The 12,601-nt window shown below is 63.1% G+C and carries 15 protein-coding genes; 8 read left to right on the top strand and 7 right to left on the bottom strand.

The window, feature by feature from the left end; all coding sequences use genetic code 11:
* Both OXG98_16005 and OXG98_16000 read left to right on the top strand, forming a co-directional pair.
* Positions 1-246 (top strand): hypothetical protein (locus OXG98_16005; GenBank protein ID MCY3773511.1); only part of this gene is annotated, 246 nt, incomplete at its 5' end.
* Complete coding sequence (locus OXG98_16000) at positions 239-1,012, top strand: phytanoyl-CoA dioxygenase family protein (GenBank protein ID MCY3773510.1); 774 nt, start codon at positions 239-241, stop codon at positions 1,010-1,012. The genes OXG98_16005 and OXG98_16000, both read left to right, overlap by 8 nt.
* Before the next feature lie 81 nt (positions 1,013-1,093).
* Here the strand turns inward: OXG98_16000 and OXG98_15995 are convergent, their stop codons facing one another.
* The 3 genes from OXG98_15995 to OXG98_15985 all read right to left on the bottom strand — a co-directional run bounded on the left by OXG98_15995 (position 1,094) and on the right by OXG98_15985 (position 4,420).
* On the bottom strand, positions 1,094-2,392 hold the full coding sequence (locus OXG98_15995) for a MurT ligase domain-containing protein (GenBank protein MCY3773509.1): 1,299 nt from the start codon (positions 2,390-2,392) through the stop codon (positions 1,094-1,096).
* A gap of 95 nt (positions 2,393-2,487) precedes the next feature.
* Positions 2,488-2,895 carry a VOC family protein gene (locus OXG98_15990; protein ID MCY3773508.1) on the bottom strand — a complete coding sequence of 136 codons (408 nt, stop codon included), beginning with the start codon at positions 2,893-2,895 and terminating at the stop codon, positions 2,488-2,490.
* A 100-nt stretch (positions 2,896-2,995) separates the two neighbouring features.
* Positions 2,996-4,420, bottom strand: coding sequence for an aminotransferase class V-fold PLP-dependent enzyme (locus OXG98_15985; GenBank protein MCY3773507.1), 1,425 nt, complete (start codon positions 4,418-4,420; stop codon positions 2,996-2,998).
* Positions 4,421-4,749: 329 nt separating this feature from the next.
* On the opposite strand from OXG98_15985, the gene OXG98_15980 reads away from it, so the two are divergent.
* The 6 genes from OXG98_15980 to OXG98_15955 all read left to right on the top strand — a co-directional run bounded on the left by OXG98_15980 (position 4,750) and on the right by OXG98_15955 (position 9,179).
* On the top strand, positions 4,750-5,091 hold the full coding sequence (locus OXG98_15980; protein ID MCY3773506.1) for a VOC family protein: 342 nt from the start codon (positions 4,750-4,752) through the stop codon (positions 5,089-5,091).
* Between the two features lie 46 nt (positions 5,092-5,137).
* On the top strand, positions 5,138-6,265 hold the full coding sequence (locus OXG98_15975; protein MCY3773505.1) for a mandelate racemase/muconate lactonizing enzyme family protein: 1,128 nt from the start codon (positions 5,138-5,140) through the stop codon (positions 6,263-6,265).
* Positions 6,266-6,326: 61 nt separating this feature from the next.
* Entirely contained in the window at positions 6,327-7,121 is a 795-nt protein-coding gene (locus OXG98_15970; protein MCY3773504.1) for a DUF1189 family protein, read from the top strand.
* 121 nt (positions 7,122-7,242) lie between these two features.
* Positions 7,243-8,766 (top strand): ThuA domain-containing protein, encoded by a 1,524-nt coding sequence (locus OXG98_15965; protein MCY3773503.1) that lies wholly within the window; start codon positions 7,243-7,245, stop codon positions 8,764-8,766.
* 6 nt (positions 8,767-8,772) lie between these two features.
* Positions 8,773-8,907, top strand: coding sequence for a hypothetical protein (locus OXG98_15960; protein ID MCY3773502.1), 135 nt, complete (start codon positions 8,773-8,775; stop codon positions 8,905-8,907).
* A 23-nt stretch (positions 8,908-8,930) separates the two neighbouring features.
* Positions 8,931-9,179 (top strand): hypothetical protein, encoded by a 249-nt coding sequence (locus tag OXG98_15955; GenBank protein MCY3773501.1) that lies wholly within the window; start codon positions 8,931-8,933, stop codon positions 9,177-9,179.
* Between the two features lie 107 nt (positions 9,180-9,286).
* On the opposite strand, the gene OXG98_15950 is transcribed toward OXG98_15955, so the two are convergent.
* The 4 genes from OXG98_15950 to OXG98_15935 form a co-directional block, all read right to left on the bottom strand.
* The gene (locus tag OXG98_15950; protein ID MCY3773500.1) at positions 9,287-10,267 is read right to left on the bottom strand and encodes an aldo/keto reductase; all 981 of its coding nucleotides are present in this window, start codon (positions 10,265-10,267) and stop codon (positions 9,287-9,289) included.
* 96 nt (positions 10,268-10,363) lie between these two features.
* Positions 10,364-11,206, bottom strand: coding sequence for a sugar phosphate isomerase/epimerase (locus OXG98_15945; protein MCY3773499.1), 843 nt, complete (start codon positions 11,204-11,206; stop codon positions 10,364-10,366).
* 118 nt (positions 11,207-11,324) lie between these two features.
* Positions 11,325-12,233 carry a dihydrodipicolinate synthase family protein gene (locus OXG98_15940; protein MCY3773498.1) on the bottom strand — a complete coding sequence of 303 codons (909 nt, stop codon included), beginning with the start codon at positions 12,231-12,233 and terminating at the stop codon, positions 11,325-11,327.
* Positions 12,234-12,601: hypothetical protein (locus tag OXG98_15935; GenBank protein MCY3773497.1), on the bottom strand; the 368-nt coding region annotated here is incomplete at its 5' end. It abuts the gene before it with no gap.

The following is a 12,601-nucleotide window of genomic DNA, read 5'->3' as shown; positions in this document are numbered from 1 at the left end:
ATCGCGGAGGCCCGGTACGGCTACTACGTCACACGGGAAACCTACGACAACCTGGGCAGGCCAGAGATCGGGCGCGGATTGATCCGGTTCGCGGAGGTCAAGGACAAGCGGGACGCGGTCTGGAACAGCTACTGGGATTTTCACCAGAGCTATACGTTCCAGGACTTCAAGCACCAGATCGGTGTCGTGGGCCGCGCCCTGCGCAAGCATCTCGAACACGAACAGCGGGACCTGACCCATGAGTAGCGCCGATATCGTACGGCGATACGAAGAAGACGGCTACGTCGTCCTGCCCGGGGTCATCGACGGTGACCTGACCGCCGAGGCCCATGGCCATGTCGAGTGGATGGGAAAGAAGTACCCCGACGTCCGGCCCGAGCAGTACCATCACCACCTGATCGTGGACGATCCGTTCTGGATCCGCCTCTGCACCGACCCGCGGCTTATCGACGTCATCGAACCGTTCCTGGGTCCTGACATCGCCCTCTTCGCGGCCCATTACATCAGCAAGCCGCCCGGGGACGGGCAGGCGGTGCTGTGGCACCAGGACGGGAACTACTGGCCGCTGGAACCCATGGAGGTCATCACGATCTGGCTGGCCGTGGACGATTCCACCCCGGAGAACGGATGCATGCGGGTCGTTCCCGGCAGTCACCGGGAACAGAAACTGTACAGGCACCGCGTATCCGAAGGAGATAACGTGCTGCGTTCGGAACTCGACCTGAAGGTGGATGAAACCCGGGCGGCGGACGTCAGCGTGCCGGCGGGCGGCGTCTCCCTGCACGATCCCTATCTGATTCACGGATCGAAGGCCAACCTGTCCGACCGGCGCCGGTGCGGGTTGACGCTCCGGTACATTCCCACGACTACGCGCATCAAGCGTGAGAACTTCCCCGCCTACCTGTGCCGCGGCAAGGCCGTGGACGGCGTCAACTACTATCCGCCCCTTCCCCGGTTCCGGCCCGGCGATCACTATCCCTTCCAGGGGTGTGACCGTCCGCCGTGGAATTGACGTCACGGCACTGGCCGGACACGCCGGAACCGGTCGGCCCCTGGAACTGTCCAGGCGCCCTGGCTCTGGCCGGCCGCCCCCTCAAAGCACCCCCATTTCCTTCAACTCCTGCCTGACCGCGTACATGGTGCCTTCGGTGGCGAGGACCCACAGCCGGTCGCCCGGGGCGAGCCGCCGCATGAGATCGTGGAATACGTCGCTGACATCCGAGGCCGAAGCCATCTCTTCCGCGTCCATCTGCTCATCCATCAGGGCCAGGTGCGCGCCGCCCGCGCCGGCCACGTGCACCGATCTCGACCGGTCCGCCATGCCTTCCAGGTCGCCGTCCACGATCCAAGGCCCGTTTCGCCCGTCGTGCACGGAGGCGTCCAGGAGAAACAGGAAATGACCGCGCCTGCGGTCCAACAGGCACGTTCTGAGCGCTTCATGCAGCGACGTCCTGTTCTTGATGGTCATCAGGCGAGCCTCCCGCTCATGGATCACCACCCGTTCGTCCCGTCCTCCCGTCGACGTCACTGATTCGAGTCCCTTGCGTATCGTCACGGGGCTCAGCCCGAGGGTGACGGCGGCGGCGGCGGCGGCGACTGCATTATACACGTTGTGAAGCCCCGTCAGCTGGAGACACACGTCCAGGGGCCCCCGCGGCGTGATGAGGCGGAAACGGGATGCTGCAGCCCCCAGATCCACGTCGATGGCGTAGACCGTGGGCAACGGCCGTTCCCAACCGCAGCTTTCACAGGCGTAGTCGCCCAGGTGGGCCAGACAGGCTATGCGGTAGGTGAGGGGGTTGCCGCACCGCTGGCATGGCGCCTCGGGTGTAGATACATGCGCCTGATTCAAGCGCTCGTCCTCCACGCCGAAGTAGGTCAGCCGGGGCGGCACGCCGCGCGTGAAACCACCGCAGAGGACCGGATCGTCCGCGTTCACGAGGATGTTGCTGCCCGCGGCCATGGTGCCGAACCAGTTGCACCATTCCCCGGCCAGGGCGACGGGATCGACCCCCCGGTTCAATTCATCGTCATACAGGTTGTTCAGTACCAGGGTATGGGGACTGCACACCCTGATCGCCCGGCCCAGCAAGCCGGGCTCGAAGCCGAAGACGCCGTAATCCGCGTGGATCGTTCCGCGGCGGTCCGTCGCCTGGACCAGGGTGGAAACAACCTCGTCAATGGAAGGCGCGATGTCTTCGGGATAAAGTGTTCGCGTGTCGGCCTGCCGGAGGACCGAGGCCAGGATCCGGCAGGTCGTGTGCTTGCCGTTCGTACCGGTTACGCCGGCGACGCCCTGTTTGAACTGTCGTACCAGGGATCGGGCCAGGCCCGGCCACGCGGCCGCGGTGAGGGTGCCGGGAGGGATGCGTCCGCGAGAGAAATCAAACAATTCTGCTGCTCTCGCGACGGACTTGTCAATCGAAAGGGCAGCCGATCTGAGTATACGCATAGGAGGTTGATCGGTACCGGGGAATCAACCCTTGGTCATATCCTGGCGCCGCGCCATTCGTCCCTGTCTCCGGAGATATCGACTATGTTGCCGTCGGGATCGATGGCCTTGAAGGCGATTTCCGGCGGCGTCTCGGAGGAGATGGCGTCCCGGCCCTTCACGGTCTTCGGCGCTTCCGCCCCCCAGTTCCGCACCCTGTGCCAGGCGGCCTTGAGGTCATCCACCAGTACGCCGAAATGAATATACTCCTCGCCTTCCTCGAGCGTCGGCCGCGATGGATCATCGTGCGGGAGCAGGGTGATGTTGCAGGTACCGTCGCTGAGATCGACTGCCTCGCCGTTGCCCCGGCGGCCGATAAAGTCGAAGCCGATCACTTCCTCGTAGAAGCGCCGCGAGACCGCCACATCACGACAGCGCAGCGCCAAGTGACGCAGAAACGCCATTTCGCCTCCCTCCGGAATTTATCGCTCAAACCCATTCTGTCCTGAAGACCTCAAAGATCCGCAAAGATCCGCGCTGGACTAAAGTCTTTTTCTTTCTGGACTAAAGTCTTTTTTCTTTCGCGATCTCCTCGATGGCGCCGATGAACTGGTCGGTCTGGGCATCGGTCACCATGACGTGCATCGAAGTCCGGTTGGCGTCCCAGTTGATCTCGTCGTGCGTGACGTTACGGATATAGATCCGGTGGCGGTCCCACAGCATGTTGTTGAGATCGCGCGTGCCCACCCCGTTGACCTTGAACGAGACGAGCGCCGCGCTCATGCGGGGATCGGGCGAACTGTACACGTCCACGCCGTCCATATTGCGTAGCGCGTTGGCCACGCGCACGGCCTGGTAGCGGTTCCGGCTTTCGACGGCGGCCGGTCCGATCATGTTGTGGAAATCCAGCGCCGCGTCGATGGCGACGCGGGCCGGGGCGTTGGAGGAACCCCTCAGTTCGAACTTGGAGGCGCCCGCCAGGTACTCGTCATAGTATATCTTGGCGAAGCCCGTGGGCTCCTGCCCGTACATGGACAAGCCGTTGACCGGTCCGGAGTACAGCGTCGGCCAGACGCGGTCCAGGATGTCCTCCTTCACGTAGAAGAAGCCCGTGTACATCGAGGCCATCATCCACTTGTGGCACGGTCCCGCGTACATGTCGCAACCCAGATCGTGCATGTTCAGGTCGAGCATGCCCGGAGGCTGCGCCCCGTCGACCAGGGTGATGATGCCCTTCGAACGGGCCATGTCGCAGATTTCCCGCACGGGAAGGACGAGCCCGTCGCCGTAGTTCATATGGCAGAAGCTGAGCATCTTCGTGCGCGGCGTGATGGCGGCCTCGAAGGCCTTGAGCAGCGCGTCGGGACTGGCGGGCGGGTGGTACGCGGGGGACGAGAGATCGATCATGACGGTCTTCGTCCCCTGGCGGACGGCCCGGAGGTTGATGGGCTGCACCCCGCTGGAATGATCGTGATTGGTCGTCACGATCTCGTCGCCCGGCTCCATGTCGACGCCGAAGGTGCCGAAGACCATGCCTTCGGTCGTGTTGTTGGTGAAGGCGACCTCGGTCGACTTGCAGCCGATGTACTTCGCCATCTTCGCCCGCATCTTCTTCCGGAAGTCGCTGTTGTAGACGTAGCTGGTGTAGCTCTTGTAGTCCGAGTTCGCGCCTTCCAGCGCGGCGATCTGCGCCCGGTGCACCGGGGCCGGGGAAGGTCCGCGCGTCCCGGTGTTCATGTAGGAAACGCCGTCGCGGACGATGAACTGGTCGGCCACCCAGTTCCAGTAGGCCACGTCATCGGGTTCCGGGAGATGGTCTTCGGGACGCGGCGGCTTCGCATCGGCCCTTCCGGCCGTGGAGAGCAGGGCCGTTCCCGCGGCGAGCCCGCCGGCGATCCGGCCGATGAACCCCCGCCGCGACAACGCTTTCAGCTTTTCCGGATCCTCGTATTTCGGATCGAAGTTCAAACCGGTCTCTTCCGTAATCATGGGAGTATCTCCTGGCTGGTACCTCCGGCATGCTCCGGCAGGTGAACCGGTGGAAACCACCATGCCGGACCGTACCGGGGGTTCTGGAAAAACAGCGAATTGTGTCAAGAATCTGTAAACAGAGTATACAGGGCACGCGAGGGGGTCTTCAAGTAAAAACTGCATTTTGAGGATTTGCGGACAGAGGGGCTGATTTCTGGTTGCGGGGTGGATGAAACACCGCTTACTTGATAGTTGTCTATCCGACATCTCTACATGTGATCGTATTGGAATAGCTGGCAATTGGAATAGCTGGCAATATCTGTTTCACGGGTGATCACCCCAGGGCTATGAACCTCGGCAGCATCATTCTGTTCGTCAAGGACATGAAAACGGTATCCGCCTTCTACCGGGACATCGTGGGGCTGCAACCGGCGGCGGAGCAACCTTTCGCGGAGCATCGTTTTCTCCGATTTGATACCGGTTCCTGTCAACTGTGTCTCCACTGCGCTGCCAGCCCCAACGGGGGCCGGCAGAAGATCGGCTTTCACGTAGACAGCGTTCGCGCCGTTCACGAAGCGTTGAAATCCAGGGGAGTGCGCCTGCGTCGGCTGGAAAACGAAGACGGGAAAGCGTGCTTCGACGTCTCCGACCCGGAAGGCAACCGGATACAGTTCTGGGGCGACTACTAGACACCGGCCGCCGGTTTCATCCGTGGCGTCAAGAAAGGCATCCGAAGTGAAAATCGAAGACATCGCCTCGTATTTCATCGGAGGCGGATACGTCATCCGCGTCCGGACCGACAGCGGGCTCACCGGGGTGGGACAGACCGCCTGCTGGGGATATCCCGAAGCCGTGCACCAGATCGTGGAGCGGTTCAAAGACTACCTGGTGGGACAGAATCCGTTCCGCATCGAACATCACTGGCAGTATCTCTACCGCATGTCGCCCTTCCGGGGAAGCGCCCTGTCCGGGGCGGTCAGCGCCGTCGATATCGCCCTGTGGGACATCAAGGGAAAACACTTCGGCGTTCCGGTCTGGGAATTGCTCGGCGGAAACTGCCGGGACCGGGTCAGGCTGCACCTGCTGGGCGGCGGCGGCACGCCGGAGACCATGTACGAATCCGCGCGCAACGCGGTGTCGGAAGGCTTCACGGCACTCAAGTTCGACCCGCTGCCGGGCGGCTACCAGGACATGGCCCTCGACCGGATGATACGGACCGCCCGGGATCTCGTCGCGGCCGCGCGCGACGGCGGCGGTCCCGACATGGACCTCATCGTGGAGGTCCACCGCAAACTGACCCCGCTGACCGCCATGCCCCTGGCCAACGCGTTGACCGAATTCAACCTGTATTTCATCGAGGATCCCATCCAGATCGACAGCATCATGGCCCAGGGCGAAATCGCCCGGCGGATCGGCATACCCGTCGGGAACGGGGAACGCCTGAACACCATATGGGAATTCCAGGAGCTCCTGGCCCACGGGGGACCCCAATACGTGCGGCCGGACGTGGCCCTCGCCGGCGGCCTGACCCATTGCAAGAAGATCGCCGCCATTGCCGAGGCCCACCACTGCGCCGTGGTTACCCACAATTTCCTGACGCCCCTCATCACCGCCGCTTCCGTTCACCTGGACACCAGCATCCCCAACTTCGTGACGCAGGAGTACAGCATGGGCGACGAATCGGATGCCGGAAAGGTGTACCGTACCCGCATACGGCGGGAGGGCGGATACATTCCGATTCCCGACGATCCGGGCCTGGGCGTGGAACTCGACGATAAGTTGCTGGAGGACGCGACTTTTACCCCGATGAATACCGCGAATACGTTGCTCAGGTCGGACGGTTCGGTGGCCAATTCGGTTTAGCGCACCGCCGTGCGGCGTCCGGATGCGCCTTGGCGGCCGGCCGGAGAGGTAGAACGCGTACATGCGTAGATTCAGTATACTGCACCCGCTCTGGATCGCCTTCTACGACGGGGCGATTTACGAGGACGTGGCCCGGCACTGGCGAAACCGCCCCTTTCTGTACCTTCTGCTGTTGCTGGCCCTGACCTGGATTCCCTTCACCATCCAGATACAGAACGAGGTGGACGAGTGGGTCAGCCGGGAAGCGCCTTTCTACATCGACCAGCTCCCCGACATGAGCCTGTCCAATGGAGAACTGTCTTCTTCCTCCTCCGCGCCGACGCTCCTGCGCAGCCGTGACGGGACGGTCCTGGCCGTCATCGACCCCACCGGCCGGTACACCAGCCTGGACGATACCGAAGCGCCCGTGCTGGTCACACGGACCCAGATCTTCATCCGGGGCGAGGGCGAACAGGTCGATGTGAGTTCCCTGCCGGACGGGCCGCCGGAGACGCTGACCCGGGAAGACCTGTACGTGATCGCCGACTGGACCCGCACTCTGGTCAACACGCTGCTCTTCCCTGTCCTTCTCGTGCTGTCCTATGCGTACCGGACGCTGCAATCGCTGCTCTACGCGTACGTGGCCTCCTTCTTCACGACGTCCGCCGGAACGACCCTTCCGTACCGGACGCTTCTGAACCTGGCGATTATCGCCATTACGCCGGCGGTCGTGCTGGACACCGTACACATGCTCATGGAATCGCCGCTGCCGGACTGGTTCTGGTGGCCGGCGTGCGTACTGTTGTCCCTGGGGTATCTCCGGTTCGGCATCCGGGTCACGTTATCGTCGGATACGCAGGTCCCCGCCCAGGTGTAGTGCGGGATGGGCAAGCAGGTGTCGAGAAAGGCCTTGAACGAAAGTATATAAGCTGCATTGCGGAATCGTCGAAACGGATCATAGTCGTCATCTCGTCCACCCGCAGATGGAAGGGACCACCGTGAAACGCATACTGCTTTTGATAAATGAACACAGGCCGCCATTCAGCCAGTTCGCCGCCATGTTCGAAGGGATCGTGAATGGCGCTTCGCAGTTTACGCTGGACGTAACCGATGACCGGAACGCCCTGCGCGACCCGTCGGATTACGACGCCGTGGCGCTCTACATCGCGGCCGGAGAACTGACTCGGGAGCAGGAGCAGGGGATCACCGGTTACGTGCGGAACGGGGGCGGGTTGCTGGCCGTGCACACGGCCAACGCGGGGCTGGCGCAATACGCCGATTACATCGAGATGATCGGCACAGAGTTCATCGGCCACGATCCCCTGGGCCACTTCGATGTGGAGGTGGATCCTGCCTTCGACGACATCCTGCCGCGCCTGAGCCCGACTTTCCGCGTCGAAGACGAATGCTACAACATGGTCATCAAGACGGTGGCGCCGCTCCGGTGGTTCCAGCACGGCATATGGAAACTCGAACGCAAGCCCTTGGGGTATTTGCGGGATTACGGAAGGGGACGCGTGTTTTACACCGCCCTCGGCCACGACAACCGCACCTTCGTCCATCCCGGCTTCCAGGATCAGTTGATCAAAGGACTCCGTTACGTCTGCGGGATGACCGATGGATCGCCCGTCCGGATCGGGCTGGTGGGATACGGACCGCTGTTCGGCATGGGGAGGCACCACAGCGAGCAGATCGCCGCGACCCGCGGTTTCGAACTGGGGGCGGTCTGCGACCGGGACCCCGCCCGGCTGGAAGCGGCGCGGGAGGAGCAGGGCGATGACGTGCCCATGTACGAGGATGCCGGGGAAATGGCCGGAAGCGGGCTTATCGACCTGGCCATCGTCATCGTGCCCCACGCCTACCACGCTTCTGTGGCGAAGCCGCTGCTTGAAGCGGGCCTGCACGTCATCACGGAGAAGCCCTTCACGGTCAAGGTTTCCGAGGCGGACGAACTGATCGGCCTGGCCAGGGACCGGGGCGTCATGATCTCGGTGTACCATAACCGGCACTGGGATCCGGACATCCTTTCGATGAGGGAGATCGTCGACCGGGGCGATATCGGCGAGGTTTATTCGATTGAAAGTGCCCTGGTGGGGTACGGCCTGCCGGGCCAGGCGTGGCGGTCCCACAAGCCGGTCTCCGGCGGGGCGATGTACGATTGGGGCGCCCACAATTTCGAGAAGATCCTGCAACTGGTGCCGCGGTACGACGGACAGGGCAACCGGATCAACAAGCGGGCGACGCTCTACGGGAACTACATGAAGCGGGTCTGGCACAGCAACACCAACGAGGACTACTGCCGGGCCTACGTCCGTTTCGACTCCGGCGTCGAAGCGCAGTTCATGACCTCATCCATCCACGCGTCCCGCAGGCCCATGTGGACCGTCCAGGGAACCGCCGGATCGATCGTCATGGAAGGCGGGGACGGCGCGGGTACGGTGACCATGGCCTCGGCCGATGGCCGCCACCGTGTCGTCGAGGTGAAACCCTATGATCGGGGACATAACTGGCAAGGATATTAAAAAAACGTGGCCGATCACCTGCTCGCCGGCCTGCCCCTGGAGATCACGGGGGAATGGGCAAAGGGGCCGATACAACTCATCGAAGGGTGTGAAACGGCCTCGAAAGAAAACCGGCTGGTGGAAGTTGAATTCGATTTCTGATTGGCCGCGGCCCCGGAAGAGAGATGTCGGATATGACGACTAAAGAGAAACTGGAGGCGGGATTCACCATCCTCGCGATCCTCGCGCTCTGGCCGGTTATCCTGGGCTGGGAAAACCCGCTCTACCAGGTCGCCTTGGGCGTGATCCTGGTGGTGTTCATCGTGCTCGTAGCCCAGAAGTTCCGTCGAATCCGGTCTATCTACAACGCTACAAAAGTGGAAGCGAAGAAGCGCAGACCGCCTTCCGGGAACGCGGACGAACCCTTCGGCTGACGGGTCGTTGCCCGTAACGAGCGGGCCTCGGGACAGGGCGGGATTCCGGTGATACGGGGCTGATCCGGGATCCGGTACGAATCCGCTCCGGTGGACACCTGTCCGGGTCAGGCGTATTTCCCCGGTAGTTCCGGGGCGGACACCTCGTCCAGCCGCGCACGGTCTTCCGGTTCGAGTGTCCAGCCCACGGCTCCGAGGGATTCCTCGACCTGCTCGGGAAAATCCGGACCGATGATCGGCGCCGTAACCTCCTCGTGGTCCAGGAGCCAGGCCAGCGCCGTCTGGGCCGGCGTCTTCCCGTACTTATCCCCCACGTCGATCAGTGACTGCACGATGCCGTCCAGCTTGTCGGTCATGGCCTCGTCGAAGGGATACATCCCGCGGCTCAGTCCAGGGCGGGGGTTCTTCCCCCAGGGGCTGTTTTCGGGCGGTACGGCCCCGCGGCGGAACTGGCCGGTCAGCAGGCCGATGGCAAGCGGGCTGTAGCACATGAGACCCAGTCCGTGGTCTTTGGCCATGGGCATGAGTTCGAGTTCCGTTTCCCAGCGCGCCAGGAGGCTGTAGTTGTATTGCAGGCAGACGAAGGGTTCGAGGTTGCGCCGGTCGCTGGTCCAGAGGGCTTCCATTACCTTGTACACCGGCCAGTTGCTGCAGCCGATGTACCTGACCTTGCCCTGGCGGACGAGGTCGTTGAAGGTCGCCAGGGTTTCCTCGAGGGGCGTGACCGGGTCGAAACTGTGCGCCAGGTAGAGGTCGATGTAGTCGGTCTGAAGCCGTTTCAGGCTTTTTTCCACGCCCTGCATCAGGTTGAACCGCGAAAGTCCGTTGTAATTGGGGCCCTCGCCCGCGGTTCCGAAGATCTTGGTGCACAGCACGACCTGTTCGCGCCGTCCCTTGAGCGCCTTCCCGATGATTTTCTCGGACCTGCCCTCCCCGTAGAACGCCGAGTCGATGAAGTTGCATCCCAGGTCGAGGGCCGTTTCGATCACCCGAACGCCGGCATGCTCGTCGATCTCGCCCCGAAAGGCGGTGCCGAGGCAGATCGGCGAAACCTGCAGGCCGGTCCTGCCCAGATAACGGTATTCCATGATCATCCTTTCCTTGTCGGTTTTCAAATGGTCCGCTGCGAATCGGCGTCTTAGAAGGCCCGGTTCAATGTTTGCACGCGATCAACAAGGCGCCGCTCACGTCCGGGGGACGTCCGCTTCGGCGAAGGCGTTCTCGAGGGTCCGGTAACAGAGGGCGGCCGCTTCGAAGGGATCGTAACCGGGGCGCCTTTGCGCCATGTGACTGACCTCCGCGGTGATGGAACCCTCGTATCCGGCGGCGTGCATGGCGCGCAGGTAGGCCGCAAAGTCGAAATCGCCTTCACCAGGCACGAGAAACTCGAAATCGGGCACGCGGCCGCGCTGGTCCTTGACGTGGGTATGGACCGCGTGGGGCGCCATGAGCCGGACCGCCTCGTCGATGGGCATGCCCAGGACGTCGAAGTGGCTGATGTCGAAATTGAGCCCCAGGCAGGGCGAGTCCATGGTCTCCACGAGTTGGACGGACTTCTCCGCCGTGTCCAGCGCGGACCCCACGTGGGCCTCCATCCCGATCACCACGTCCCTGGCCGCAGCGTAGTCCACCAGTTCCCGGACCCGCTCGAAGATGAAATCCCGCCTGGGTTCCCAGTCTTCCGGGGCGCCGCCCAACACGGTGTCCAGGACCGGCGTGCCGCGGCCGTCGCTCCATTCGGCGCACAGGTCGACGGCCCGCTTCAGCACGCGCATGTTCTCGCGATGCGCGTCCGGGTCCTCGTCGAGGAGCGAGCGGTGGGCGGCGACGGCGGGCATGGACAGGCCGTATCCGTCGCAGAGCGCCTTGATGCGGCGCCGTTCACCGGCGTCGAGCCCGTCCACGGCCGTCGTGTAGTTCGGCAGGACCGTCAGTTCGACGGCGTCGAAACCCTGCTCGTTCAGAAACGACAGGGCCTGGTCCACGAGGACCCTGGGCATGCCCCAGGTGGTATAGCCAATTTGCATGTGCGTGTTTTGTGTGTAGCCGCTGCGTCTTACGACGCGTTGCGTGCCGCGAGTTCGCTGCGTCTTCCGGTCTGCCGGGCCTCTTCCGGCGCTACATCGTGCCGATCCGCCATATCAACTAAAGCATGCCGCCGGCCGCCAGGAACGCCTTGAGCCGCTCCATCTCCTCGTCCGAGAGATCGGGGAGGGGACTTCTCCGCCAGCGGCCGCAGATCCCGGTCAGTTCCATGACGGCGTGCTGGGCCGCGTCGCCGCCCGCCGGAAAGGTGTTGTACAGATAGTCGAAAAAGGGCATGTCGTAGTGCGCGATGACGGCCGCGGCCCCATCGAGGTCTCCCCGCTCGATCGCCGCCCAGTAGGCGTGGGCTATGTCCGGCTTGAACTTGATGAAAGTCGACATGTACCCGTCGCAGCCGTAAGGCAGCATGTCCATGTGGGTCTGCTTCTGGCCGCCGGCGAAGATCACCCATTTTTCGTGGGCTCTCGCGCAGGCGCCCCGGGCGAAATCCGGACCGAAGTCTTCCTTGAATCCCACGACCCCCGGCACTTCGTCCAGGAGCCGTTCGACCGTTTCGAGCGCGCCCCGGACGCCCACGCTCACCAGCCCGGCGCTCAGGATGAAGGCCGGCAGGGCCCGCGATACCGTATCGTAGTACGCCACGAGCCCGTCCACCGTCATCCCGCGGTCGGGAGGCGCCACGATCACCGCATCCGAACCGCAGTCCCGGGCGTACTCCGCGAAGGCGGCGGTCTGCGGCGTGGACCAGAAACCCGCGCTCGCGATGAACAGCGCCCGCTTATTCACGACACCTGCGGTAAAGGCCGTCATTTCGGCGACCTCCGCCTCGGTGAGCACAGAATAGAGACTGTCCCCCGGAGTGAACAACACGGTTCCTGCTCCGGCTTCGATGCAGAAATCGACGAACCGGCGTAATCCGTCGTAGTCGATTCCGTCATTTTCGAGAAAGGGGGTGTTGATCGAAGCGACGGGTCCGGCCAGGTGGTGCCGGAAGCGATCGATATCCATCTAGGCCCGCCCTTCTTCCGACCAGGTGTCGAAGGGATTGCCCGTTTCGGCAAAGGGAAAGGTCACCCGCGCTCCGGTGATGTGGGAGCGGTGCGCCCCCATGGCCATTTCGATATGGCGGCGGGCCGTGCGCGCGTGGCACAACTCGTACTCAGGTTCCCTGCCTTCGATGATATCCATCATGGACCGGGCCATGCGGTGGTGGGCGTTGATCCACTTCTGCCCGCCCGATACCCGCTCGTGGGCGAGTACTTCCCAGCGGTCGTCTTCGAAGGGCTTCGGATTGGAATGGGGATGGAAGTAGATATCCGGTCCGTCCTGCCCGGCCCCACGCAGGACGGTCCCGATATCTACTTCCATCCCCATTC

Source organism: Gemmatimonadota bacterium (genome assembly GCA_026706345.1).
GTDB lineage: Bacteria > JAAXHH01 > JAAXHH01 > JAAXHH01 > JAAXHH01 > JAAXHH01.
Note: the sequence above shows the minus strand (reverse complement) of the source record. Positions and strands in the feature narration are given on the sequence as shown.